The organism is Candidatus Dependentiae bacterium, assembly GCA_013821315.1.
GTDB lineage: Bacteria > Babelota > Babeliae > Babelales > Babelaceae > JACDHA01.
The window spans coordinates 51,248-77,525 of the sequence record JACDHA010000002.1 but is presented as its reverse complement, the minus strand read 5'-3'; the positions used below and the strand labels follow the sequence as shown (position 1 = coordinate 77,525).

The 26,278-nt window shown below is 35.1% G+C and carries 25 protein-coding genes and 1 other RNA gene; 12 read left to right on the top strand and 14 right to left on the bottom strand.

Annotated elements, in window-relative coordinates; genetic code table 11:
- The first annotated feature begins 271 nt into the window (after positions 1-271).
- Complete coding sequence (locus H0X48_00935) at positions 272-451, top strand: helix-turn-helix domain-containing protein (protein ID MBA3953873.1); 180 nt, start codon at positions 272-274, stop codon at positions 449-451.
- Here the strand turns inward: H0X48_00935 and H0X48_00930 are convergent.
- The gene (locus H0X48_00930; GenBank protein MBA3953872.1) at positions 442-705 is read right to left on the bottom strand and encodes a hypothetical protein; all 264 of its coding nucleotides are present in this window, start codon (positions 703-705) and stop codon (positions 442-444) included. The two genes, H0X48_00935 and H0X48_00930, sit on opposite strands and share 10 nt — an antisense overlap.
- Before the next feature lie 914 nt (positions 706-1,619).
- On the opposite strand from H0X48_00930, the gene H0X48_00925 reads away from it, so the two are divergent.
- Together H0X48_00925 and H0X48_00920 are read left to right on the top strand one after the other, a co-directional pair.
- A complete protein-coding gene (locus tag H0X48_00925) occupies positions 1,620-2,282 on the top strand; it encodes a class I SAM-dependent methyltransferase (protein MBA3953871.1) in 663 nt (220 codons plus the stop codon).
- Between the two features lie 111 nt (positions 2,283-2,393).
- Entirely contained in the window at positions 2,394-2,897 is a 504-nt protein-coding gene (locus H0X48_00920; GenBank protein ID MBA3953870.1) for an HIT domain-containing protein, read from the top strand.
- Between the two features lie 148 nt (positions 2,898-3,045).
- Here the strand turns inward: H0X48_00920 and H0X48_00915 are convergent, their stop codons facing one another.
- A complete protein-coding gene (locus H0X48_00915; protein ID MBA3953869.1) occupies positions 3,046-4,083 on the bottom strand; it encodes an ankyrin repeat domain-containing protein in 1,038 nt (345 codons plus the stop codon).
- 191 nt (positions 4,084-4,274) lie between these two features.
- Here H0X48_00915 and alaS point away from each other — a divergent pair, with 191 nt between their 5' ends.
- Both alaS and H0X48_00905 read left to right on the top strand, forming a co-directional pair.
- Positions 4,275-6,875, top strand: a complete 2,601-nt coding sequence (gene alaS, locus H0X48_00910; protein ID MBA3953868.1) for an alanine--tRNA ligase — start codon at positions 4,275-4,277, stop codon at positions 6,873-6,875.
- A gap of 232 nt (positions 6,876-7,107) precedes the next feature.
- On the top strand, positions 7,108-8,466 hold the full coding sequence (locus H0X48_00905; GenBank protein MBA3953867.1) for a putative DNA binding domain-containing protein: 1,359 nt from the start codon (positions 7,108-7,110) through the stop codon (positions 8,464-8,466).
- Positions 8,467-8,613: 147 nt separating this feature from the next.
- Here H0X48_00905 and H0X48_00900 read toward each other — a convergent pair whose 3' ends face one another.
- The 8 genes from H0X48_00900 to H0X48_00865 form a co-directional block, all read right to left on the bottom strand.
- On the bottom strand, positions 8,614-9,162 hold the full coding sequence (locus H0X48_00900; GenBank protein ID MBA3953866.1) for an aminoacyl-tRNA hydrolase: 549 nt from the start codon (positions 9,160-9,162) through the stop codon (positions 8,614-8,616).
- 86 nt (positions 9,163-9,248) lie between these two features.
- Positions 9,249-9,893 carry an OmpH family outer membrane protein gene (locus H0X48_00895; GenBank protein ID MBA3953865.1) on the bottom strand — a complete coding sequence of 215 codons (645 nt, stop codon included), beginning with the start codon at positions 9,891-9,893 and terminating at the stop codon, positions 9,249-9,251.
- A gap of 451 nt (positions 9,894-10,344) precedes the next feature.
- Positions 10,345-10,689, bottom strand: a complete 345-nt coding sequence (locus H0X48_00890) for a PD-(D/E)XK nuclease domain-containing protein (GenBank protein ID MBA3953864.1) — start codon at positions 10,687-10,689, stop codon at positions 10,345-10,347.
- Between the two features lie 24 nt (positions 10,690-10,713).
- Positions 10,714-11,895 (bottom strand): AAA family ATPase, encoded by a 1,182-nt coding sequence (locus H0X48_00885; protein ID MBA3953863.1) that lies wholly within the window; start codon positions 11,893-11,895, stop codon positions 10,714-10,716.
- A gap of 116 nt (positions 11,896-12,011) precedes the next feature.
- Positions 12,012-12,638: a hypothetical protein gene (locus H0X48_00880; GenBank protein MBA3953862.1), complete on the bottom strand. Its 627-nt coding sequence runs from the start codon at positions 12,636-12,638 to the stop codon at positions 12,012-12,014.
- Positions 12,639-12,733: 95 nt separating this feature from the next.
- Entirely contained in the window at positions 12,734-14,464 is a 1,731-nt protein-coding gene (locus H0X48_00875; protein MBA3953861.1) for an ankyrin repeat domain-containing protein, read from the bottom strand.
- Between the two features lie 146 nt (positions 14,465-14,610).
- Positions 14,611-14,986, bottom strand: a transfer-messenger RNA (tmRNA) gene (ssrA, locus tag H0X48_00870).
- A gap of 400 nt (positions 14,987-15,386) precedes the next feature.
- Positions 15,387-15,857 carry an FKBP-type peptidyl-prolyl cis-trans isomerase gene (locus tag H0X48_00865; protein ID MBA3953860.1) on the bottom strand — a complete coding sequence of 157 codons (471 nt, stop codon included), beginning with the start codon at positions 15,855-15,857 and terminating at the stop codon, positions 15,387-15,389.
- A gap of 179 nt (positions 15,858-16,036) precedes the next feature.
- Between H0X48_00865 and H0X48_00860 the strand changes: the two genes are divergently transcribed.
- Both H0X48_00860 and H0X48_00855 read left to right on the top strand, forming a co-directional pair.
- On the top strand, positions 16,037-17,572 hold the full coding sequence (locus tag H0X48_00860) for a redoxin domain-containing protein (GenBank protein ID MBA3953859.1): 1,536 nt from the start codon (positions 16,037-16,039) through the stop codon (positions 17,570-17,572).
- Between the two features lie 112 nt (positions 17,573-17,684).
- Positions 17,685-18,569, top strand: coding sequence for a cation transporter (locus tag H0X48_00855; GenBank protein MBA3953858.1), 885 nt, complete (start codon positions 17,685-17,687; stop codon positions 18,567-18,569).
- A 79-nt stretch (positions 18,570-18,648) separates the two neighbouring features.
- Here H0X48_00855 and H0X48_00850 read toward each other — a convergent pair whose 3' ends face one another.
- A complete protein-coding gene (locus H0X48_00850) occupies positions 18,649-19,401 on the bottom strand; it encodes a glycosyltransferase family 2 protein (GenBank protein ID MBA3953857.1) in 753 nt (250 codons plus the stop codon).
- Between the two features lie 208 nt (positions 19,402-19,609).
- Between H0X48_00850 and H0X48_00845 the strand changes: the two genes are divergently transcribed.
- Positions 19,610-20,365 carry a hypothetical protein gene (locus H0X48_00845; protein MBA3953856.1) on the top strand — a complete coding sequence of 252 codons (756 nt, stop codon included), beginning with the start codon at positions 19,610-19,612 and terminating at the stop codon, positions 20,363-20,365.
- 81 nt (positions 20,366-20,446) lie between these two features.
- Here the strand turns inward: H0X48_00845 and H0X48_00840 are convergent, their stop codons facing one another.
- Positions 20,447-21,211 carry a glycosyltransferase family 2 protein gene (locus H0X48_00840; GenBank protein MBA3953855.1) on the bottom strand — a complete coding sequence of 255 codons (765 nt, stop codon included), beginning with the start codon at positions 21,209-21,211 and terminating at the stop codon, positions 20,447-20,449.
- Positions 21,212-21,472: 261 nt separating this feature from the next.
- On the opposite strand from H0X48_00840, the gene H0X48_00835 reads away from it, so the two are divergent.
- On the top strand, positions 21,473-22,306 hold the full coding sequence (locus H0X48_00835) for a hypothetical protein (protein ID MBA3953854.1): 834 nt from the start codon (positions 21,473-21,475) through the stop codon (positions 22,304-22,306).
- Positions 22,307-22,365: 59 nt separating this feature from the next.
- Positions 22,366-23,277, top strand: a complete 912-nt coding sequence (locus H0X48_00830) for a polysaccharide pyruvyl transferase family protein (protein MBA3953853.1) — start codon at positions 22,366-22,368, stop codon at positions 23,275-23,277.
- Between the two features lie 99 nt (positions 23,278-23,376).
- On the opposite strand, the gene smpB is transcribed toward H0X48_00830, so the two are convergent.
- Entirely contained in the window at positions 23,377-23,841 is a 465-nt protein-coding gene (gene smpB / locus H0X48_00825) for an SsrA-binding protein SmpB (protein MBA3953852.1), read from the bottom strand.
- A 76-nt stretch (positions 23,842-23,917) separates the two neighbouring features.
- On the bottom strand, positions 23,918-24,409 hold the full coding sequence (locus H0X48_00820; protein ID MBA3953851.1) for a DUF2062 domain-containing protein: 492 nt from the start codon (positions 24,407-24,409) through the stop codon (positions 23,918-23,920).
- A gap of 117 nt (positions 24,410-24,526) precedes the next feature.
- Here H0X48_00820 and H0X48_00815 point away from each other — a divergent pair, with 117 nt between their 5' ends.
- Both H0X48_00815 and tsaD read left to right on the top strand, forming a co-directional pair.
- The gene (locus H0X48_00815; protein ID MBA3953850.1) at positions 24,527-25,198 is read left to right on the top strand and encodes a hypothetical protein; all 672 of its coding nucleotides are present in this window, start codon (positions 24,527-24,529) and stop codon (positions 25,196-25,198) included.
- The gene (gene tsaD, locus H0X48_00810; protein MBA3953849.1) at positions 25,195-26,217 is read left to right on the top strand and encodes a tRNA (adenosine(37)-N6)-threonylcarbamoyltransferase complex transferase subunit TsaD; all 1,023 of its coding nucleotides are present in this window, start codon (positions 25,195-25,197) and stop codon (positions 26,215-26,217) included. Before H0X48_00815 ends, tsaD begins: the two co-directional genes overlap by 4 nt.
- The last annotated feature ends 61 nt before the right edge of the window (positions 26,218-26,278 follow it).

Sequence of the window (26,278 nt, the reverse complement as noted above, 5' to 3'; positions counted from 1 at the left end):
AACACTACAAAAGAACACTGAAGCCTTAATCGTATTTTAATAAAATTTTAAGATGAAAATCAAGGATATTTGAATAAATTCAAAACGAACAATAAAATATGTATGTAGATAAGTAGCATACCTAAATTCAAGTCTGAAGTGCATAAATAATTAGCAAAAAAGGCCAGGTAAGCGTAGAATGATCTAATTTAGCGTCGAAAACTAAGAAAGTATCAATCAAATGCCAAAAGGCTACGCTCACCTAACCAATGATCAAAGATACTAGATTTATGTGCTTTTGAAAAAAGGAATTAGTCAAAAAGAAATAGCACGTGCAGTAAACGCATCTCAATCGACAATAAGTAATAAATTAAAAAGAAATACCGGAGGCCGTGGCTATCGTTATAAACAAGCTCAGCAATTAGCTGCTAATCGTCGTAAAAAAGCAAGTTTAAACAGGACTTACCCATAGATCTGGTCAGCAGAGCATAAGCGCACTAGTAAGCTAGCATGGTTTTTATGTCGCAAGCGTTTTAAAGCTGCTTCAGGATTTGGTAAAGCATGCTTTCTTCGTTCAACTTGCAAAATTGTAAAAGCACCAAAAACGTTCATTATGTGATTTTCTTGAAGTTTTTGCTTAACTGACGGACAATGAGTCAGTCCAAGCGACTGCTTTGCTGTTCTGAAAAACTTCTCAATGTTCCTTCTGTAACTGTAATTGCTCATATGTGTTCTTGCTAATGATTTGTAGTTGACTGCCTTGATAAGTTATTATATAACCGCCTTTTTTAAGCTTACGCTTAACAACTGTTATATATAAGCAAATGCCTCTGCAGACCACTTTAATCGTCTTTCTCTTCCAATTATTTTTTAATTGGAAGGCGTGATGTTCCTTTATGCCTGCTTTGGTGCCGTTATGCTCAATAACTTGACTGGCGTGTATTCTTGTTTTAAAACGCATGTTATTTTCATCTAGCCAATTAAACATAGTTGGAGTTGTATAAAGCCCATCCATAAGCACTAGAGCATGCAGCCAATGATGCTTTATTTTCCCTAGTAATTCTTGCGCTAATTTCTCTTATCCATATTTTATGATCTAAAGGCAATGAATAATGTCCGTCAGTCAACATTATCGTAATAAAACAGACTAATCTATATGTCTGATTTATAGTTGTATTGTAATTATCACCTGATCCACCGATAAACTTTGAATACCTTTTTGAAATAAGCGAATCATCAATTATTATATAGAACTTAGATTTATCGACATATTTCTTTGCAAGAACAATCAAATCATCGACTGCAACACACAAATGATCCAGTCTCCTGAGTATTGCACTGCCGCTAGTGCTTGATACTTTTGCTAATGATTGAGCAGTTTTTTTAACTTCAGTAGACAGAATTAAAGAAATTGAGTAAACTAATTTGTGATCAGTAATGGTTATTGAGCTCTTTCTTTTTTTGGTATTAAAGACACCTAAAAGTTGAGCTCATTTTGCTTTAAAAGTCAAATCTGATCAGATCTTTTATCTTATGTTGCGGAAGTCCCGTTTATATCAAATATTTCTACTGTTGATTAAGTAGTTGCTTAAATGTTAACATAAAAAAAGCGACACTCTTAAAAACACTGAAAGATATATATGAAGTTAATAAAAAAAATTGGGTTTCTTATTATTACTAGTTTGTATATTACTATTCTAGACTGTCACTTATTTTCTTCTAGCAAAATACTAGAGCCTTATAAGTCTATCAATATACTTCCTTTAGATAGTCATGGATGGTTTTCAGCAGAAAACAGAAATAGTCTTAAGCATTTTATTACTACCTATAAGCCCAAAGTGGTAGTTGAATTAGGTAGCTGGCTAGGACTATCTGCAATTTTTATGGCTTCTTTATTACCATCAAACTCGGTACTTTACGCAATAGATAATTGGACTGCTGAAGGAGATGAAGCAATATTAAATAATGAAGAGGCTAAATTAAAAATTCCTACGCTTTACCAACAATTTTTATCTAATGTTATTCATACAAAGCTTACGCATAAAATTATACCTATGAGAATGAGTACTATCGAAGCAGCTCAATCTCTGAACATTCATGCTGATCTTATTTATATAGACGCCTCACATGACGAAAAATCTGTATATAATGATATTATACACTGGCACCCTAAATTAAATAAAGGTGGAATAATGTGTGGAGATGATTGGTTATGGGCAAGTGTACAAACAGCTGTAAAAAGAGCCTCATCTGAACTTAATTTAGCAATTAAATCTAATGGTAATTTCTGGTATTTCGAATGATTAAAGTTATAAGTTAACAAACTTTTTTAAGACTTCTTAATATATAAATTGCCAAAAAGATTGAGTAGATTTAAGATTATAGAAAAAGAATGATTTTTTATCGAAATGCTCATGGAAATACTTTACGCTCCTTGGCGAACGCAGTATAGTACTGCTAAACCAGCTCCTAACACTGATCTATTAAACTCATGCGTATTTTGTGCTCACTTTGTGCTTAAAGACGATGATGAACAGAATTTTATTTTGAAGCGCTTTGAGCATAGTGTGGTAATGCTTAATTTACACCCTTATAATGCTGGCCATTTACTTATACTGCCCTACGAACACAAATCAAGTTTAGAACAACTAAGTTTGCCTATCCGTACAGAGTTAATGGAGGCTCTCAATACAAGTATAGGGATACTTAATGAAGTATTGCGATGTAGTGGCATTAACATGGGCCTTAACTTAGGAAAAGCTTCAGGTGGTAGTATTCCTGAACATATACATTTTCATGTTATACCACGTTGGTTGGGTGACACTAACTTTTTAGCTGTTGCTGCTCATACCAAGCAAGTATCAATTAATTTACGTGAAATATACGATATGCTCAAAGTATCTTTTGCTAAAATATAGATTTTATATTATCTCAGACATAAGCAGATAAAGCTAAGAAATATTTCTTAGCTTTATCTGCTTATGTTAGCTTTTATTTATCTAGGCACTGGGGATCATAAGGGGCACACCCCTTATATACATTTATTAGTTAGTTAGTTTAGTTAATTTACTTATCGCGCATTAAGCCCCAAGTAACAGCTGCAAGTGCCCCTAAGGCTATACCTGCATAACCTAAAACGCTTGATGAAGATCCATCTTGATTATTTGACGCACTTGAAAGTGCAACGTTTGCTGGGCGAGCTGGAGTAGGTTGCTTGGGAGCTTGATGCTTTGCCGCTCTACTGAGTAAAAACTCTTCAATTTTGGGACTTCTGGCATGGGCAATTGTAAGAGGTGTCTGCCCCCTACTGTCGACTATATTCATATTAGCACCTTGTTGCAGGAGAGCTTCTATAGCGCCTGTATCGTGAAGAGCAAGATCTTGTAACATTACTGCTTGATGAAGAGCGGTAACACCGTCATGTTCTTGCTGATTAATTTCTGCTGCACTTGCACTATTTACCAGAATATAAAAAGTAGCGAAATCTTCTGTGCGCAGAGCATCACAGATGGGTAAATGACCGATACTATTACGTCTTTTAGAGATAGGTGTATTTGTAGGTACTTCTTTTGCTCTTAAGCTTAGTTGATCTACAATATCTTCGCTGATACGTAATTTTCTAGCATACGCAAATAAGCCTGCACTATGACCACTTGTTTTTTCGCAAGCACCATTTGCAATAAGCAGCCGCGCTATATCAGATTTATGAGCAGTAAGAGCATGATAGAGCGGCGTATAACCTTGCTGATCTTCTAAGTTAATGTTAGCACCTTTAATAAGCAAACATTCCACTAAAGGAAGATTACCTGTACGAGCGGCAAGATGTAAAAGAGCTTCTCCGTTAAACAAGCTATTAACGTCAGCTCCTGACTCAATAGCTTGTAGTGCTTGTTCTATTTCAGTGGGAGCTCTGGATGCTTGAGGCATACCAGATCCGTTAGAATTAAAAGCTGGTCCTGCTGGATAGCTAGGCTGCCCACCTAAAAATCGCGCATCATCTTGATTTGCATATAAATCTGGATAAGCTCTCATGCAATACATTGCTGGACATACTATAAGTAATTGTAAGCTTAATACTACGGTTAATTTACTATTTTTATACATACACTGATCCTTTAAGATAATTGGTATACAACAATAAGTTACCATTAAGCGTATGAATTTAGCCACTTTTGTCAAAAGCATGAGAGTGTAAAAAGAGTTATACTACCAGTAAGTTCCTTTTGATTTAGACCAAAATATGCTAATATTAATATATATAAAAATTTTGAACTTTTTACGCCTTAGGATAGAGTATGCATTCACGTGACATTCGAAAAAAATTTATAGATTTCTTTGTAGAACACGGACACACATACGTACAAAGTTCTGCTTTGATTCCTGCACAAGATCCTACCCTGCTCTTTACTAATGCGGGCATGAACCAATTTAAAGATCTTTTTTTAGGTAAAGAAACACGCAGCTATAAACGCGCAGTCAGCATACAAAAATGTATACGCGCAGGCGGCAAACATAACGACCTTGAAAACGTTGGATTTACCAAACGTCATTTAACCTTTTTTGAAATGATGGGTAACTTCTCGTTTGGCGACTATTTTAAACGTGACGCTATACGTTTTGCGTGGGACTTCTTAACCAAAGTAGTACAGCTAGAACAAGATAAACTGTATGCAAGCGTCTATAAACTTGACGACGAAGCGTATGCTATTTGGCAAACAGAAATTGGATTGCCTCAAGAGCGCATTGTGCGCCTAGGTGAAGCTGATAACTTTTGGCAGATGGGCGATACAGGCCCTTGCGGTCCTTGCAGTGAAATTTATATCGATCGTGGTTTAAAGTATGGCTGCGGCCAAGCAGCATGCGCTCCTGGGTGCTCATGTGACCGCTTTTTAGAAATATGGAATTTAGTATTTATGCAGTTTGATCGTCAAGCTGATGGCACTGATAAACCGCTTAAGCATACAGGCGTTGATACGGGTATGGGACTTGAGCGGCTTGTAGCAGTTATACAAGACAAAGACTCAGTGTTTGAAACAGATATATTCGAGCCACTTATAGCACGCTTAGAAGAACTTACTGGCAGATCATACGCTCAAGCTACACCAGAAATACAAGCTGCTTTTCGCGTAATTGTAGATCATATTCGCTCTTCTTGTTTTGCTCTAGCTGATGGATGCACTCCTTCAAACGAAGGTCGCGGTTATGTACTACGTAAAATTATTCGCCGAGCTGCACTTTTTTGCCAGAAATTAAGCGAAAAAAATATCTTTCCTGATTTAGTACAAACGCTTGCTCATCAAATGGGCGATATCTATCCTGAGCTTACCGTAAGCCAAACGCATATTACTGCTTTACTGACAAGTGAAACTGAGAAATTTGCCCATAATTTAACTCATGGTCAAACTATTTTGAATTCTTACTTTCAAGAAAACAACAATACCCGCATTATTACCGGAGCTCAAGCATTTAAACTGTATGATACCTATGGCTTTCCGTTAGAGCTTACTAATGTTATCGCTCATGAGCATGGTTTTACTGTTGATACGCAGGAATTTGAAGTTGAAATGGAAAAACAACGGTTACAATCAGGTAAAAAGCTTAAAACAGATGATACTTGTCATATGGACGAGTCTCTGTTTACCCATTTTACTGGTTACGATGAACATGTAACGCAGTCAAAAATTATCGGTATTCTTGTTAATAATACTCTGGTACAAGAGGTACCTGCGGGCACCTTATGTTCAATTATTACCAGTAAGTCGCCGTTTTATATTGAATGTGGCGGCCAAATAAGCGATGAAGGCACCGTAAAAATAGGCTCTTATGAGACTAAACTACTGGGTATTAAAAAAGTGGGCACTACAAGCGCAGCTTTATTAGAGGCTCCTACAGCACTTAAAGTAGGTGACACTGTAACACTTATAGTTGATATGCCAACACGTCTTAATACCATGAAAAACCATACAGCAACTCATTTATTACAAGCGGCGCTTATAACGTTTCTTGGCAAAGGGGTTAAACAATCAGGTTCTGTGGTTACGCCTGATTACTTACGTTTCGATTTTACCTATCATGAAAATTTAACACCAGAACAAATTGTACTTATAGAAGATTTAGTAAACAAAAAAATACTTGAAAATCTGCCCGTAAAAACTGAGCATACTAATTTAAAAGAGGCGACTTCACGCGGCGTTATAGCATTCTTTGGTGAAAAATATAATCCCGAACAAGTACGCGTTATTGAAATTCCTGGTTTTTCTGCTGAACTGTGTGGCGGCACGCATGTACGCGCAACTGGCGACATTGGTCTCTTTAAAATAACAGAAGTTACTGCTCTATCGGCTGGCAATCGACGCCTTGTTGCTGTAACCGGGCCAGCAGCGCTCCTAGCTTTTCAAGAGACGTTTGTTATAACTAAAGCTTTAGGGCAAGAATTTAAAGTTACGCAAGAGCATATACTTGATGCAATTAAAAAACAAAAAGAACAACTCAGAGAAGCGCAACAAGAAGCTAAAGAGCTTAAAAAGCAACTCTCTGCCTTACTTGTACCTACGTGGCTCAAGGACACTAAAACTGTAGCAACTGTACCGTTTTTATATAAGCATTTACGCACTCTTGCAGCAAGCGATCTTAAAGATACCGCACAAGAGCTTATTAAAGCGCAACCCGGCATCTACTTTTTAACCACTACCGAAAACCATAAAGCAAGCTTTTTTGTAGCCGTAGCGCCACAACTTGCACATCGCATCAATCTTAAAAACTTTGGCGCGTGGCTTAAAGAACTTGGTCTTCAAGGTGGCGGCTCAGGAACTTCTATTCAAGGTGGTGCCGTAGTATTACCCTATAATCTTGAACCACAAATAGTAACATGGTTAGAAGCTAACCTAGCTAACTAATTAACTAACCAACTAGCTAATAGTTTATAAGGGGCATCGCCCCTTATGATCCCCAAAGCTAAAACTAAAACAAATAGCATACTATTACTAAAAGAGCTGCATTACGCAGCTCTTTTTATACTCTAAAATATGATTCACTTATGATTCATTTTATGATTCATTCTTGTAAATATGAATCAAATGAACTATATTTATTAAAATTATTGATTCATTTGATTCAAAAAAGGCCATCATGACATATCCAGATCAAGAATCTTCTACTTTAGAGTTTAAAGTAACTTTCCCCAAGAATGATCAAATTATTAAGACCATAATAGCATTTTGCAACGAGAAAGGAGGAAAGCTGATTGTTGGAGTAGAGGATGATGGCACTATCATAGGTATACAACAAGAAGAAGCCCAGCAAGCTATGGAGTATCTAGAAAAGTCTATTTATAAAGCCTCCAATCCTCCTATTGTACCTAAAGTGTATGCTCAAGCCATATGTGGCAAAATAATCCTTATTATTGAAGTATCCTCAGGTATGAATAAACCTTATTATCAGAAAAGTGAAGGTTTAGAGAAAGGTGTGTATGTGCGCTTAGGAAGAAGTACCTTAAGAGCTAATGCCGATATGATAGAAGAATTAAAATGGCAATCACGCGGCAAATCATTTGATACTCTCGCTGTGTATCATGCAACTATGGATGATATAGATACGCAAAAGATATATGAATTTTTTAATCTACAAAATATCACTAGCTATGAAGCTCTATTGCTTTCATATCACTTAAAAATTGAAGAACATGCACATACTTATCCTACCGTAACAGGAATTCTAACCTTTGGTAAAAACCCTCAGCATTTTTTACCACAATCATTTATCATTTGCTCTCATTTTGAAGGTATCTCGGGACGCACCTCATTAGCAACTCAAGATTGCACTGGTACTGTTATTGAACAATTTTATCAAGCATATAACTTTATATTAAGTAGGCTTAATAAGTCATTTACTATTAAAGGCCCTAAACGCATTGAAGTACTAGAAATACCTCAAGAAGCACTCAGAGAAGTACTTGTAAATGCTCTTGTCCATCGCAATTACCATATTCAATCCCCAATAAAAATTGCTCTTTTTGACAATAGAATTGAAATATTTAGCCCAGGTACTTTTCCAGGTCCCATTAGCATCAACAATCTATGCGCAGGCCTAACGTATATCCGCAATAATGCTCTCGCTAAAATATTGCGCCGCGCAGGGCTTATTGAAACTCTTGGCACAGGCTTTTTAACACTTTTTGAAAGCTATGCACACTACGCATTACCCATACCACAAGTTATAGAAGGCGAAAATTATATTAAATGTATCTTGCCACGTAACAATGACAATCAAATCTTAAGGCACCATAGCTATTTAAACAAAGATAACGAGATAGAAAAGATACTACACTTATTTTCTACAGCAAACGATATCTCGATGTCTGACCTACTAAAAAATAGCAATTTATCTCGATCTAGCCTAGCACGAAGAATTAAACAGCTCCTACAACAAGGCCTAATCAAACAAATAGGAGTTGGCAAAGGGGCACGTTATATAAAAGCACTCGATTAGCACATAAGAGAAATAGCTTATAAGGGGCATCACGCCTTATGATCCCCAAAGCTAAAACTAAAACAAATAGCATACTATTACTAAAAGAGCTGCATTACGCAGCTCTTTTTATACTCTAAAATATGATTCACTTATGATTCATTTGATTCACTCTCTATACAGCTTTTCTATCAGTGATACCGAAGCATCTAGAGCATTTTCTAAATCACGAGCAGGCTCTTTAAATTTTTCTAACACGTAATCAGAAACTTGTTCACGCTCATCAGGACGACCTATACCAAAACGTAGCCGCGCAAAACCATCACCACACACGGAAATAAAAGACTTAAGACCATTATGGCCACGTGCACTGCCACCCACACGCAGACTCACTTTGCCAAAAGGGAACTCCATCTCATCATGCACAATCAACATGCTTTCTGCTTTAATACCCTGTTTGGCTAAATAGGGATATACCTGGCCCGAACTATTCATATACGTTTGCGGCTTAACAAGCAATACAGGGGTAGTGTTAAGAGTAATTTCACAAAAATCCATTTTGTCGCGTGAACGCCATATACCACCATGACGATCTGCAAGAGCATCCAATATCAAAAAACCTATATTATGACGCGTATGCGTATACGCTGTACCTGGATTTCCTAAACCAACTATCGCTTTAGGAGGCGCTATAACTATTTCTGGTGCTTTTTTCATGTAAATACCTAGAACTTAAAAAACAAAAATGGCTGGTCTTTTTATAACCAGCCATTTTTTACTATTTTTAAAACAAAAAGCTTAGCTTACGCTGCTGGAGCTGCAGTTTTACCTGTTGTTTGCTTAGCAGTCTTATGCTCTTCGTTATACTGTTTATTTAACTCGTCACGTACCTCTTTAGTACGATCAAGTTTACTATCAGCTGAAACAAGAGCTTCACGATGGAAAATCATATCATAACCGAAACGTGCACGCACAGCGTTAATTGCTTTATCTATTTTTGGTCCAATTTGCCCTTGCGCTTTAGCAAGCTCATCTTGAGAAAACTGTTCACGCTCTTGATATTGTCTGCGCAAATCGTTTTCTGTACGCATTAACTCTTCATACTTAGTTTTTAATACTTCTTCTTTAGCAAGACCACCTTTATGCAAGGTTTCAAAATCTTTCTTAAGCTTATCGTACTTTTCTTCAAGGCCCATAATTTCTTTATTTAAAGGCTCAATACGGCTTTTGATTTTGCTATAAAGCTCTTTCCACTCGTCAGCTGAGTGAACCAAATTTTCTTGGTTTATAGTAATAATTTTTTGTAAATCTACATAAGCAAACTTAGTTGTAGTAGCTTCTGAATGAACTGAAGAACCTGCTTTTTCAACTTTAGGCGCTACAGCTTCTGTGTGCGCGCATCCACATGCAATAGACATAAGTAAATACCTTGTAATAAAACGATTCATAAGAAACCTCTCTGTAAATTATAATCACCAGCATTGAACCAATATTGAATATGTAGGCACTAGAGATCTAACATTCTCTAAGATCTAATGACAACTCAAGAGCCTATTTATCTTATTTTTATTTTGTACTTTTGTCTATCTAAAAACAAAAAGTATATACAATAAAACAGATAAACACATACCCCTATAAAGTATAAAATACACCGTGATGATAAGTCAGTCAATTGGAGATGTCTAATTTAAGAGATTTAAAGGTAAAAATAGTACCGTGCGGGAGCACGTCATAACCCTTCGAACTAATCGAAACCCCACTACCCTTTTCTATCGCTCCCGCAGTGTAATCTTTATTACTCTACGCTAGAACTAAAAAAGAACGCAAGACTACAGTAAAAAAATATTAGTTCTAGAGTAGTTAACTAATTTAAAAAATCTCTTTTAACTTAAAAATAATTTATGAAGTTTTTATACTATAGTCTAAAGTTAATTTTTGCTTAGTATGTTTAAAAGAAAGACCTATCAAGGTTATTTTTTTTCCTGTCAGCAAATACTTTTCGTAGTAGCGCTGCTCTTCTATTTGCTTTAAAGCTTCTTCAGCACTTACGTTAAATTTCAGCTCAAACAAATAAACATATTTTGACGTAGAAAACACTAGATCAATTCTACCTTTATCAGTACTTATTTCTGATTGCACCTCTAATCCTAGCAAGCTACCTATAAGTTGAAACAGCGAATGATAATAACGTTCTTGAGCAATATGAAGCTGATAAGGAATATGAGCAAATAAACTTTGCAACAACTGACAGAATAAGACTATATTATTTTATTTAAGTGCATTAATTAATTGTGAAGTAGTTTTCTCAACCTCAGTAACATTTGTATTTGAAAATGCAGCTAATAGGTACTTTTGAAATGAATCTTGCACTTCCTCATTAGGGTAGCCAAGCTTATACTTTTTGGTAACACTTTCATAATCACTAATAGTTAAATAACCTGTTTGAAAAAGAAGCGTAATGGGCGGAATGTCTTCAAGATCCACAGTGCCCAGACCAGTAGAACTGAACTCTGCTTGCTCAATGCCTTCTAAAGCATTATAGTGCTTTCTAAGAAACTCTATTAAAAAAGAAGGTGTACCTGATTCAAACCAGTAATTTGCTCGTTCTTGAGTTTTTAAATAATAAAGTACCGAAAAAGGATTATAAACAGTCTCCTCTTTACGTGAAAAGCGGTATCCATTATACCAAGTCTTCATCTCGTGCAGTATATCACTTTTCTGACATTGTTTTTCCTGTGCAAAATGAGCAATATCATCAGTAAAGTATTTATCTATTTCTGTTTGCGTGTAGCCAAGGAATAAAGCACTTTCAGGTGCTAATGTTAAATCGTTAAGATTATTAAGACCTGAAAAAATAGAGGTCTTTGAAAACTTTGTTACTCCTGTTATAAAGATTGCCTTTAAATAGGCATCTAAACTTTTAATAACACTAAAAAAATTCTTAAGTACATCTCTGTTTGCTTGAGCTACGCCTATTTTAGTAAGATTATTAATAAGCGGATAGTCATACTCGTCAATAAGAATAACAACAGGATTTCTTTTAGCTAACTCCTTAACAAGTTTTTTTAATTTAGACCCAGCTGAAGGAGCAGAAGAAACATCAATGGTATATTCTTGTGCTATTGACTCGAGTTCCCATGATAAGCTTATTTTTAACTCAGGGGATGTTTCAATGTCTAAATCAGAAAAGTTAAGATGAATTATAGGATGCTCTTGCCAATTATAATCACTTGAGCCTATCCAAAGATCCTGAAAAAGGTGTTTATTGCCAGAAAATAGTTCTTTTAAAGTTGAAATTAACAGAGATTTACCAAACCGCCGAGGACGGGAAAGAAAATAAAAGCGACCATTTTCAATAAGATTATATATGTACTCAGTTTTATCTATGTAACTATAGTTTTCATTGATCATTGTACTAAAAGTACTAACATCTATAGGCAACTTTTTCATTTTTTTCTTTAATCTTGGAAGTTTTTTAGCATTATTAGTAATAGAAGCAACGACACATAGGTGTAAATTAGCACCCCAAAGCGCTTTAGTCAATTTACTTAGTTTAGTGATTTAGATTATTTTACCAAATATTTTTTTAAAATAATCAGTTCTTTTTGTGTAATTATTTGCTCTATACCCTCTGGTATTTCAAATTTAAATTGAGCTTGTAAGCCTCTTAAATTAATTACAAATTCGTGTGCTATAAGCTCTGCCAGACTAGACAATTCATCTTCATCTAGCTTATTTGAAACTCCTGACTTATTTGTTTCTTCTATGTCAGTTTTATCAACTGCACCAAGAGCTATAATAAGAGCATTAACTGATAGAAATCGCTGTGCCCATACAGACAAATCTGAGCCTAGACGTGTTTTATAATTTTTTAAAGCACTAAGTAATTGATCATAGCGGGCATTAGAAGAAGGGAACCTAAGAAACTCGTTTTGTATTGCTCGTGCACTGGAGACAAACTGAGCAAGCTCTGCTTTAGTTTGCGGTGTTCCTTTAAAATCAACACCCTTAAAAAAACTTTCTACAGCTTTACTTGGTTCTGAATTTTGGTTAAGGGCTTGAGCTAGAGCTGTCTCGCCTTTAAAAGACTCAAGAAGCTCTCGTAACTGGCTACTTAAAACCATTACTGCTTGTATTTGTATACAACCAGATAAAAATAAAATAAACAGTACTAATTTACGTAACTTTATCATACTCATTCCTAGACTACTAGAGGTATATTTTTAATTTTAAGTATACCTCTATTGATAATTAATTATCAATAGTAATTTATTTTTGATAATAAAATTTATTGAATTACACAGGATCTCGTTTTTTTAGTATCTACTACAACAGGAGTTCCCGCCATTATTTTAGTAACTATATCTTGTAAAAACAGACCATTGCCACTCAATACAGCAACTTCTAGAGGAGTAAGACCCTGATTGTTTTTTTTATCCCAAACACTCACAGTGTATGAAGGGTACAAGCTTAATAGGAATGCTAATACTTTACCACTAGCATACTTCATTGCTGCATGCCACAGAGTATCGTTATTTTGATCACAAGTATTTAAGCTAAAACCTCCTTTAAGCAGGCAAGCAACTTGTTCAACATTATCTTCTTTAATAGCATCAAATAACTTGGTTTTCTCACTACGAAGTTGCTCTTTTACCCTTGAAGAGAGAAAAACATTTCTATGCAATAGTCTAACTTTAGCTTGAAGATTAGGTGCTTGTTCTAAGGCTCTAAGATTATCTTGAGCTCGAATTACCATAAAATTATGTATAAGATTTTGGGGTATTTGAGACTCTTGCATAAAACTGAGTAACATCTCCGTTATGGTTATATGACCAGCTTTTACTGCTACATATAATGGCATAAAGCCATCGGCATCTCTACTGTCAACTTTAGCACCCGCATTAAGTAACAATTTAACCATTGCTTTTTGACCATGTTGTGTAGCTCTATAGAGTGGTGTAATCCCAGTTGGGCTTTTAAAATCAATATCAGCGCCGGCATCAATCAATAATTGAGCTACTTTTTGATGACCCTGTTCTGCAGCATAGCACAGTGGAGTAAAACCACGAGTATCAATAACACGCATATTCGCCTTAAATTCAAGTAACAGCTGAACCATTGCTGTATAGCCACTTTTTGAAGCTTTATGCAAGCACGTTAAACCAGAAGCATCTGGAGCATCAACATCCGCACCTGATTGAAGCAATAGTCGAGCAGCTTCTTTATGCTCATTTTGGACTACTATAGATAAACTATCTTGAGCATTAACATCAGCACCAGCATCAAGTAATGTTTTTAATACATCTGTACGACCATTTTCTAATGCTACATAAAAGGGCATGTTGCGGCCCTTCCATTGAGCATCGATAAGAGCGTTTGCATCTAATAATAGGCGGACTATATTAGCATGACCACCTTGTATTGCCCTATGAAGTGCTGTCCAACCATCCATTGAGCGAATGTCTAAGTCTGCACCTAAACCAATTAAAAATTTAACCATTTCTTCATGACCTTGAAATGCCGCACTATGAAGTGGCGTCCAGCCAAAAATACCTTGAGCATTACTATCTATTCCTGCACTAAGCAGTAGCTCAAGGCTTTCTCTATGGCCACTGTGAGCAGCTATATCAAGTGGTGACCAACCATCTTTATTTGTACCAGACCTATTGATACCTGCTTTAAGTAATAGTTTAACCATTTCTGCGCAACCATTTTTTACTGCGGCAGTAAGCGGAGTCCAGCCATCTTCTGTTTGGGCATTACCATCTATACCTAAATCAATTAATGCTTGAGCAGCTTCTATTAAATTATTTTGTACCGCAAAGCGAAGCACTTGGATACCTACCATAGTTGCATCATTGCCTTCAGAGATAAGAAGCAATAATTCTTTTATTTTTTCTTTATCACCTTGATACATAGCTGTTCTATACTGTGCATTTAAAATAGGATGTATAGCCGTATCCATAGAATAATTAAATGACATAAAAAACAAAGAAACAAAAATAATACGATAATTCATATGACGCCTCAATTGGAATAATTCAAAATTATATAAATAATATTATTAATTATATATTAAATTTAAAAAAAAGTAAATTCAAAATTTAATATATAATTTTTTTAAAAATAAAAAACCTGCAGTTTTTACACTACAGGTTTATATTTTGGTGGAGGCGATGGGAGTCGAACCCATGTCCGTACTACGATTAGCTTAAAGCGCTACATGTTTAGTCTTTTTCTTGTACGTGTTCCTTATTCCTAAAAGACACGCTATACAAACACGCCTGGTTTGTGTTCAGAAAAGCTACATACCAAGTGAACCTTGCTTTCCAGTCCTATAAAGGGTTATACGAGTTAGGCCAATGCATAGGCACACTGTCCTACCAAGCTGCTTAAGCTATTACGCGAAAGCGGGCGTGCTATTGAAAGCACTCATGCTATTGTTTGCATGTATTGTTTAACCATTTTTTTAACGAGCACACAGTTAAAGCTCGACATGCTCTTCAAACCGCTCATACCACGTCGAAGCCATTACGCCCCCAAAAATTTCAAAGAATTTCTAACAAGAATTTCTATATGTAATTATTATACCTCTAGTGCTAATATTTGTCAACCATCAAAAAAAGAGCCGTAAAGGCTCTCATTTTTGTTTTGGGCTGCTGTTCTTAATTATTTTTTATTTAAATAGAGAGTCAATACTCAGGGCTTTTTATTCAGTCCCACTACCAGGAGTCTCTTTTGTATGCCTTACGACATATTATAAAACCAGGATAGCAAGCTTTCGCTTTGTGTATTGACTTATTTTTATCATAACATAATAATTTCTATTTGTCAAGTCCAAAATGGGTTTTGAGTAATTTTTAATTACTTTACTCGAAGTGAAATATTTTTGGGCGCTCTGTTTGAGTACACTTTTGACTTTGGGGTGACACCCAAATATCTTATTTAAAACTAATAAGTTCAACATCAAAAATTAAAGTTGCATTACCAGGTATAACGCCGCCTGCACCACGTGAACCATAGCCCAACTGAGCAGGAATAATTAAACGGCGCTTTTCGCCTTCTTTCATCTCAAGCACACCTTCGTCCCAACCTTTGATAACTTGGCCAACACCTATAACAAATTCAAAAGGGGTACCACGATCAACACTGCTGTCAAACTTTTTACCTGGTTTGCCTGCATCGTCGAGCCAACCGGTATAGTGTACTTTTACCACTTGTCCTGGTTTAGGGGTAGTTTCCCCGTTTCCTGCTTTAAGGATTTCAAATGAAAGACCTGAAGGGCGTGTAATTACTGACATATCTGGAGACCTCGAATCTATAAGTTGTTTTTTTGAATATGTTTTTACTGCAAGTATGCATCCAATTGCTGTTACTGCAACGCATAAAAGTACTTTATTCTTGCTATTCATACTACTCCCTATTAATAACTGTGTTTAGATTAATTGTTTTTAGCTAACAAACTCTTATATTTTGAGTATAAAAGATACGTGGCCAAAGGGCAATACGTATTAAGTACGAAAACTACTCTTGAACTTACTTAAACAGTAACGATAGATTTAGAAAAAACGGGTATTTTAAGGGAGTAGTCATGCATAAAAACAAAGAGCTGGTAAGCACTGCTCTACATCAAGCGATTACACAGCAAAATAGGTGGCTTAACCTTGCTCGCCCTTTAACCCCTCAAGATCTTCAAGGACGTATTATACTTCTTGATTTTTGGACATTTTGTTGCATTAACTGTATACACATTATACCAGAGCTCCATAAACTTGAAAAAGAATTTGGAAATGCTTTGACTATTATTGGAGTACATTCGGCTAAATTTACCAATGAAAAAGATCAAGAAACTATCAAAGCCGCTATTATTAAATACGGCATCGAGCATCCGGTAATTAATGATAGCGATTTTCACTTATGGAATTTGTTTGGCATTCGTGGCTGGCCTACATTGATCCTACTTAATCCCAAAGGACGTATTGAAGAAGTATATGGTGGCGAAGGTCATACACAAGAGTTACAGCAAGCTATACAAAGCTTAATCAAACAGTATGGCGACCGCATTAACACTACCCCCTTGCCTCTTGAACTTGAAGCGACAAAACAATCGCCTCATAGCCTTAATTTTCCAAGCAAATTAGAGTATGTACCTAACTTTGATGGGCAACCATTACTCTTTATCTCTGACAGCAGTAACAATAGAATTTTAGGTGTACGACCATCAGGAGAGCTCTCTTTATCTATTGGATCAGGTATCTCGGGTGCTGATGATGGCTCTTTTAACCAAACACAATTTAATAAACCACAAGGCATTCTGTATAACTCAGGAGCTTTGTATATTGCTGACACGAATAACCATTTACTACGTGTGGCAGATTTTAAAACAGGGCAAGTAACCACACTAGCCGGTACCGGTCAGCAAGGCTCTTATATATTGCATGGAAAACTGCATGCACGGAGCGCCTCTCTATCATCTCCTTGGGATTTATCTTTTTATCCAACTGATAAAGAGATAACCATTGCTATGGCAGGCACTCATCAACTTTGGATATATAACTTAGAGACACAGATGCTCTCTATTCGAGCAGGCAATGGCCAAGAATCTATGGTTGATGGCTTTTACCCCGTTAATACCCTTTCGCAACCAAGCGGATTAAGTGCCCAAAAGAGTAAGCTTTATTTTGTAGATTCTGAAACAAGTTCACTGCGAGTACTTGATGACAAAAATATTACTACCCTGATAGGCACAGGACTTTTTGACTTTGGTTACACAGAAGGCACTAAAGCGACAGCCTTAATGCAACATCCTCTGGGCCTAGAGGCAGATGCCAACATTATTTATATAGCGGATTCTTATAATCATGCTATTAGATGCTATGACATTCAAACTGAACGCCTTACCAACTACAGCGGTACAGGCCAACGGGGCAGCAGCGTAGGGCCACTACTGCAAACACAGTACAACGAACCCAACGATATAGTTAAAGCTGATACTCTACTTTATATAGCTGATACTAATAATCACCGAATTATAGTTCTTGATACCCAAACACAGAATACAAAAGAACTCACTATTTATACTTCCTCAGCACTAGATCCAGTTACGTGCTCTAACTGCACTATATAAAATAAGTAAAAGAAGGTCATGAGGCCTTCTTTTTATATAAACGCCCTAGGTGTTTGTGTATTTTAGTGTACACTAAGAGCAAGTAATTAATTTTTTAATTTTTGAGGTAAATATGGCACTAGCAAGTCACTCACAAGCGCTTAATAAAAAGCTCAAATTGGGTATGGTCATTAACATCTTATTTACGGTATTTGAATTTGCTGTTGGTATAACTTCAGGAAGTTTAGCACTTATTTCTGATGCTACGCATAATCTTACTGATGTATTAAGTATTTTTATTTCGTTTGTTGGCAATACTTTAGCGCAACGTAAATCAACAGAACGGCATACCTATGGCTATGGTCGTGCTTCGATTATAGCTGCTTTACTTAATGGTATTATTCTGTTTAGTTTAAGCTTTTACATTTTGCATGCTGCTTATAATCGCTTTTATAATCCAGAACAAGTTGAAGGCGGCATAGTAATGCTCGTAGGATTTCTTGGTATTTGTGTTAATGGTGGTGTTGCTTTACTTTTTTTAAAAGATCGTGATGATCTTAATGTTCGCAGCTCACTTTTAAATATGTTTTTTGACGCTCTTGCTTCCGCAGCAGCATTAATAGCAGGTATTATTATTAAGTATACCGGGTATACAAGCATTGATGCACTAGCAAGTGGTTTTACGGGCGTACTATTACTTGTCAGTGCAAGTGTTATACTTTTTAGAGTAGTGCATATATTAGTACAAGGAGTCCCTCAACATCTAGATATAACTACAATAAAAAACTATTTGAGCTCTTTTCCTGAAGTTACAGCAGTGCATGACCTGCATGTATGGGCACTCTCATCACGTGAAACCGTGCTTACTTGTCACCTGGTAATTGTTAACACAAACTTAGCTCATATTAAAACTCAACTGGCAGCTATAAAATTTGGCTTAGAGACCAACTTTGACATTCGCCATACCACTATAGAAGTTGAATCAGTACCTTGTACAACTCAATCAGATAGTTATTAAGCTGGCTTTATCATTTGAGTAAATTTTAAGGCCCTAAAATTTAGGGCCTTAAAATACAAGAAGTTATAAATAATGTTTCTTAAATAAGGTATTTTCTACCATTACCAGCACCTTTAACAAAATAGATTAAGGAATCAACAAATATTACATTGTGATTACCAATCTTTCTAACTAATTTCATATAAAATGCTCCATCACCCCCATAAAAGTATCCCCAACGAGATAAAGAGTTATAGGCCCTAGGAATTACACCACAAGGCGTTCCCATGTTACCTATTCGAACATGAGGATCTCTCCATATACTTGATCCTGCAGATCTAAGACGAAAAAAATATAATTTACTTTTATCTTGGCATACAGCCCTTATAGTATCTAAGCTACCCGGTAGATACATATCGTCATCATCGCAATGAAGTATAAAGTCACCTGGCAATCTCTTATACTTATTTCTAATTGCATGGCCCCAATATCCTAAATTCTTTTCTTCCCAAATTACTTCGGCATTACACGGTAATTGAGCTAATTTAAGTTTTACACCTTCAAAAACAGATTCTTTATCTTTATTATCAAAAACTATCGTAAGAAAGTCCTGGGGTTTTAGCTGTTTTTCTAAGCTTTTGATCATTCTAAAAATAGATTGCCTACCGATTGTCGTTAGTAAAAAGTGCAAAGAAGTAGGATAAGTATTTTTTGAATTAATACTGATAACCTTTTTTGTGGGATTTTCATTACCCTCAAATATTGTTATAGACTTTTGACTTGCATATAATCCACTATACAAGATTGTTAAAAGTGAGTAAAAAAAATACTTAAAAAAATAGCGCTTTACCATTATGTCCCTTCCAATACATTTTTGTCCGTGTACTTTAAACGCATTGTCAATCTTAAATAAAAAGCAACTAATTTTTCAACATTATTCTTAAAGCGCTTAGAACATGTATGATTTTTATAAGATACCTTGCAATTACCATTAGTAGAATTTTAAAATTTAGCTAGCAGTACTTATTATCTATATTTACAGTAAACATAAAAAGGAAATTATGAAAATAGCATTTTTGTTTCTTACTATAGCAACTATGTACCATGAAAATATTTGGCAAAATTATTTTAGGGGAAAAGAGTCTCACTGTTCTATTTATATTCATTCTAAAAATAGTTTACCTAATTCTTCTGCCTTTAAACAATATGAATTATCTAGTAAAAAACCAACTACGTGGAGCAATACTATGAGAGCTCAAATAGAGCTTATTAAACATGCTTTAAAAGATCCGGCAAACTCGAAATTTGTTTTTTTATCTGAATCGACTCTTCCTCTATGCTCCTTCGAAGACACTTATAAAACTATTATGAGGCATGATAAAAGTGAATTTAACTATTTTCCTAATCCACATGCAATCAATGGTTCTGCTTTTAATCCTGCTCGAAGCCTAAAGGAAATACCTAAAAATTTGCAAATGAAACACTCCCAATGGATAATACTCAACAGAAAGCATGCTGAATTAATAGCAAAAGATAATTACTATGTCACCATAACAGATCGTTATAGCTGTGATAATGAACATTATGCTGGAACATTTCTGGCCGCTCATAATTTATTAAAAGAAGTTGTCAAAAAAGATAGAACGTTTGTAGATTGGGACAGAGGCTCTGAATCACATCCTTATACTTTTAGTAATTTTTATAATCAAAAAGACCTAAGTCTTATTGTAAAAGCTAAACGTGCAGGATGCTTATTTGCTAGAAAATTTGATAAAAGCTATAACTCAACTGCTTTATTTAATTATATTAAACTATAAGATATAGTTGCTTTATAAAAGAGAAAAGTCTTGCAGTTAAAACTGCAAGACTTTTCTCTTTTATAAACTTTACTAGTAAATTCATACTTGCAATTGGTTAATCAAATTTGCTCTACCATGGCCAGAGTTTTTAACAAAGTAAATTAAATAATCTACAAATACTAATTTATTATCACCAATGGCTTTGGCTAAGTTTTCATAAAACATACAATCTCCACCTACAACAGGTTCCCATGTAGATAACAAGTTATATGCACTAGGAATAACACCACAAGGTGTACCTATATTTGACATAGCTATTCTAGGCTCATTCCAGACATTAGACCCTAACATGCGAAAACGGAAAACATATAACTTATTTTTATTTTGACATACAGCTCGTATAGTATCTAAGCTACCTGGTAGATAGATGTCATCATCATCACAATGAAGTATAAAGTCACCAGGTAAATTGTTATGCTTATTTCTGATTGCATGGCCCCAATACCCTAAGTTTTTTTCTTCCCACATGACGTTTACTTTACAAGGCAACTCAGTTACCTTAGTTTTTACCGCCTCGAAAACAGAGTCTCTGTCTTTGCTATCAAACACTATAGTAAGAAAGTCCTGTGGTTTTACTTGATTTTCTAGGCTTTTGATCATTCTAAAAATAGATTGCCTGCCTATTGTTGTAAGTAAAAAATGTAAAGATGTATGATAAACTTGGCTAGTATTAACATTGATAACCTTTTTTTTTGGATTTTCATTTCCTTCAAATATTGTTATAGACTTTTGGCCTGCATGCAAGCTGCCATATAAAATTGTCAAAAGTGTATAAAAAAAACACTTAAAAAAATAATGCCTCACCAAAGTGCCCTTTCAATACGTTTTTAACAATACATTTTATCTCTATATTCTAAACACGTTATCAATCTTAAATAAAACAACAATAGTCTTTCAATACTATTTTTAAGTATCCATAATTTTATAGCTATTTTAGATATCCCTTGTAATTTGCACTCGTAGTATCTTAAAGTTGAGTTATACCTACTTATTATTTTTACTTTATATTAAATATAAAAGTTAATAAGCAAATTTTATAATGAGAAAATCATAAAAATAGCATTTTTGTTCCTTACTATATCAACTCTATATCATGAAAATATCTGGGAAAATTATTTTAAAGGAAAAGAGTCCTACTCTTCTATTTATATTCATTCTAAACATAGCTTGCCTGATACTTCTCCCTTTAAACAATATGAATTACCTAGTAAAAAGCCAACTACGTGGAGCAATACAATGAGAGCTCAAATAGAGCTTATTAAACATGCTTTAAAAGATCCGGCAAACTCGAAATTTGTTTTTTTATCTGAATCGACTCTTCCTCTATGTTCCTTCGAAGACACTTATAAAGCTATTATGAGGCATAATAAAAGTGAATTTAACTATTTTCCTAATCCACATGCAATCAATGGTTCTAATCCTGACCGTACACGCCAACTAAAAGGAATACCTCTAAAATTACAAATGAAACACAGCCAGTGGATTATACTCAATAGAAAGCATACTGAATTAATGGCAAAAGATACTTACTATATTGCCCTAACAGATCGTTCTTCGTGTGATAACGAGCATTATGCAGGAACATTTCTGGCAGCTCATAACTTATTAAAAGAAGTTGTTAAAAAAAATAGAACATTCGTTGATTGGAGTAATGGAGGGCCTCATCCCTATACTTTTAGTAATTTTAATAATCAAAAAGATCTAAGTCTAATTATAAAAGCTAAACGCACAGGATGCTTATTTGCTAGGAAATTTGATAAAAACTATGATGTAAACGCTTTGTTTAACTATATCAAACTTTACCCCTTCGTATCTAACTACGGAAGAAACGGTAATAGAAATCTAGCTTTATATCTATGTAAAAAAAATAGTATTGCTTTACAAATAAGCACACTATAGAATTAGTGGAAACTAAAAGTGTTATTAACATTTAGAGACTTATAAAAAAAGGTGAATTTATGAATAGCTCGAGACTTACAACTATTGCTACCTGTATATTATTAACAAATATCGTTTATACAAATACTATTGCTGAACAAATACAAGAAGTAAATATAGGTCTATATCTAAAAAAGGAAACCTTAAATAAAAAAGTTGTTTTTGTAGGAAATTCTGGCAATGCAGGAGATGCTTTAATTTGGTATGGCACTAAATGCTTGTTTAAGTCTATCGGGCTCCCTGTTATAGCTTCTGATAATCATCAAGCAATAATGAGCGCTGACATTGTTATGTATTCAGGCGGAGGCTGTTTGGTTCCTTATTATAGCTGGGGAAGTTCTTTTGTTGAAAAATATGCTCCAAAAGTTAAAACTTTAATTATTCTTCCTCAAACAATTAGAGGTAACGAGAAGCTTTTAAAAAAACTACCATCTAATGTTATTTTATTTTGTCGAGATATAAGCTCGTATAAACATTGTAAAAAGTTAGTTCCCTTTCCTAAAAATATTTTATTTTCAAAAGATTTAGCTTTTTATTCAGATTTAACTAGGTATAAAAATGTCCAACCAACTAATAAAGTCTTGTATGCTTTTCGCAGCGACATAGAAGTAAATAGTGCCCGTACTAATATAAAATTACCTGCCTCCAATAAGGACCTATCAAGCTATGGCTCAATTGACGCTTCAACTTCTTTAGCTACTAATATGAAAACAGTTAGAGCCTTTCTTCAACCTATAGCACAAGCAGAAGAAGTGTGGACTGACAGACTCCATGTTGGCATTGCTGCTTTTATGCTTGGTAAAAAAGTCCATCTTTTTGACAATTCTTACGGTAAAAACAAAGCTATTTATGACTGTACCATTTTTAAACTTGATACATCAAAAAACGTTAATTTTCATGGGAATGATTTTAGCCTCTTGAAAGACAAGTAACGTTACCGAGTGCTTGTTAAACATATTGTTTTTAACAAGCACTCTTCTTCTTTTTTATCTCTTTTTTTGAGCATACACTAACTCAGGTCATTGTTACTATCAATAATTAAATTTGCCACGTAGCTCGCGGCGTGTTTCACGAGCAATATCTTTTTCTTTTATTTCTTGTTTTTGAGCATGAGCTTTTTTATGCTTACACAGGCCTAAATCAACTTTTACTTTGCCTTTTTCGTTAAAATATAATTTTAACGGTATAAGCGTAATACCCTTTTTAGAGATATCACCAATAATACGAGTAAGCTCACGTTTATGAACAAGCAACTTACGACTACGATCAGGCTCATCTTTGCCCTTTAAATAAGAATAAGCATAAGGTGTAATGCTGCAATTAAGCAACATCAGTTCACCTTGATGCACGTAGGCATACGATCCTGTTATATTGATATGACCAGCTCTAAGAGATTTTACTTCATTACCTGTCAACACGATGCCTGTTTCGATATGTTCTAAAACAGCATAATCATGGAATGCTTTTTTATTTTGTGTAATGATTTTCATAACTATACTTTTAAATTTTATATAACTAGCTAATCTGTTTTATAGTAGTATACCACAACTAAAGAGTTTGAAGAGCCTGCTCTTAGTCTGCCGCTACTCGCTTTGAAAGCAAACGAGCAAATACTAATTTAATAACAGGATACACAAATGCGCTTACAAGCAAGGGCACCACAAAACCCCCAATAAGCAAGGGCCAAAAAGAAAGTATCTCTGAGCCTAAATATTTTTTAATATCAATAAAGCGCGAGATGAAATGAGAAAATTTTTCCATCCACTCAGGATTAGAACCCACTGCATCTATTGAGAGCTTTTTGAGTATCCAACTACCAACACGGTAATCAAGAACGTAAAAGGGTACCATAGTAATAGGATTATTAATAATATATAACACCGTTACAGCAACAGTTGTATTTAACACAAGCAATCTACTTATTAGTATAAGTAATGGCGTTTGAAGCGGTATAGTAGGAGATAAGGCAATAAAAACACCCAAACAAAACGATAGCGCTAATGTATGAGGAGAACCTTCAGCAAAAATAAGTTTATCCAGCATTCTTTTTATAAAGTTTTTCATCTTTTTTCCTGCTTAATATAAGTAAGACTTTCAAAACCGTCACTTTTAGGGTACCCTAAAGTGTAGTATAGAGAATATAATGTATCCATTTAAAGAATTATTACAAAAGAGGTATCTATGAACCGCTCTCTTTACCCATTAACCTTTATTTTTACCCTACTGACAAGCATTTTTAATTTTAACATGCACGCAGAAATGGTGTTAGGCTATGCGGCTAAAACAGCACCTGTCTATATTACTCGTGTAGTATTTCCTGCAACAGTTAAAAATATTCCTACTATTTGTGGCTACTATAAAGGATATAGTCTAAAGTTTAATTCTAATTATTGTGTATTACCAGAAGATCAAATACGTACCTATTTTCCTCTTGTTATAACGCAAGAAGTACAGCAGATAGCTGAAGGTAAGAACGTTAAATACTTAGAACGCATACCAAACAAACCTTGCAAGCTCTTTCATATTCGTCATACTGATGATAAAAAGTGGTCTATTGAACTAGAGCTTGAAAAGACTCTTCCTTTACGATTACCAGCAGAAGCACTTATTTTGCTTATGAATCCTGATCACATTGATTCTTTAAAAAAAAGTGACGAATCAGCCGATACTGATGAATCCAGCGTTTTACTACCCTCTATTATAATAAAGCCTACGATTACAGCACAGCAGTTAACAGCACAATCAACTGATAGCTTGCTGGCTGCTTTTGATTCTAAGTCTGTCCATCGTCCGGTTAAAGAAGCCATACTGCAACAAGGTTCTGTTGTTCTGTCAATGAGAACTGGTGGATGAAAAATATAACTGTTTTAGCTATCGAAAGCTCATGTGATGAAACCGCAGCCTCAGTATATACAACACAAGAAGGCGTACTGTCAAACAAGCTTTATTCCCAAATAGAGCTGCATCAACAGTATGGTGGCGTCGTACCCGAGATAGCTTCACGCTCCCATATGGAAAAAATGAGTGTTATAGTACAAGACGCTCTTAATGCTGCTCATACTACACTTGAAAATATTGATATTATAGCAGTAACCAATAAACCTGGTTTGCCTGGATCATTGTTAATAGGTGTATGCTTTGCTAAAGCACTTGCTTGGAGCAGCAACAAAAAACTTATTGGTGTAAACCATTTAGAAGGACACGCTTTTTCAGCATGCATAGAGCACACAATACCTTTTCCCTTTTTATGCATAACAGCTTCAGGTGGTCATACAGCTTTATATATTGTGCATGGCTTTGGTGATTATACTACTATTGGCCAAACACTTGATGATGCTGCTGGTGAAGCTTTTGACAAGATAGCTAAATTGATCAATTTACCCTATCCAGGGGGCCCCCTTATTGAGCAACTTGCAGCTCAAGCAGGATTTCAGGATTTTTTTAACTATCCACGCCCCATGCCGCACACACTTGATTTTAGTTTTTCTGGGCTTAAAACAGCAGTTTTGTATGACCTTGTTAAACGAGATGCGTATGATTTAGCGGCAAAAAAGTTTTTAAAGCCTGACGATCTTGAGTTTAAACAACAAGTTGCAAGCTCGCTGCTTGTATGTGTAGCAGATATATTTGAGCAAAAATTGGCTTTAGCATTTAAACATTATCCAGACATTAAAGCTGTTGCATTTGTAGGTGGCGTAGCTGCTAACAAGTATATTGGTAGTCGTCTAGATGCATTTTGCCAAAAGCGCTCTAAAGAATTTTTTGTACCAGCACGGCAGTACTGCACGGATAATGCTGCTATGATAGCTTTTGTCGGCCATTATAAAGCGCAACAAAATAAATTTGATGATTTTACTCTTGATATTTATTAATTCTTGGATGCCCATCTCTTGTTTTACTTAAACAGTTTACACTAGGCTTAAACTACTTAAA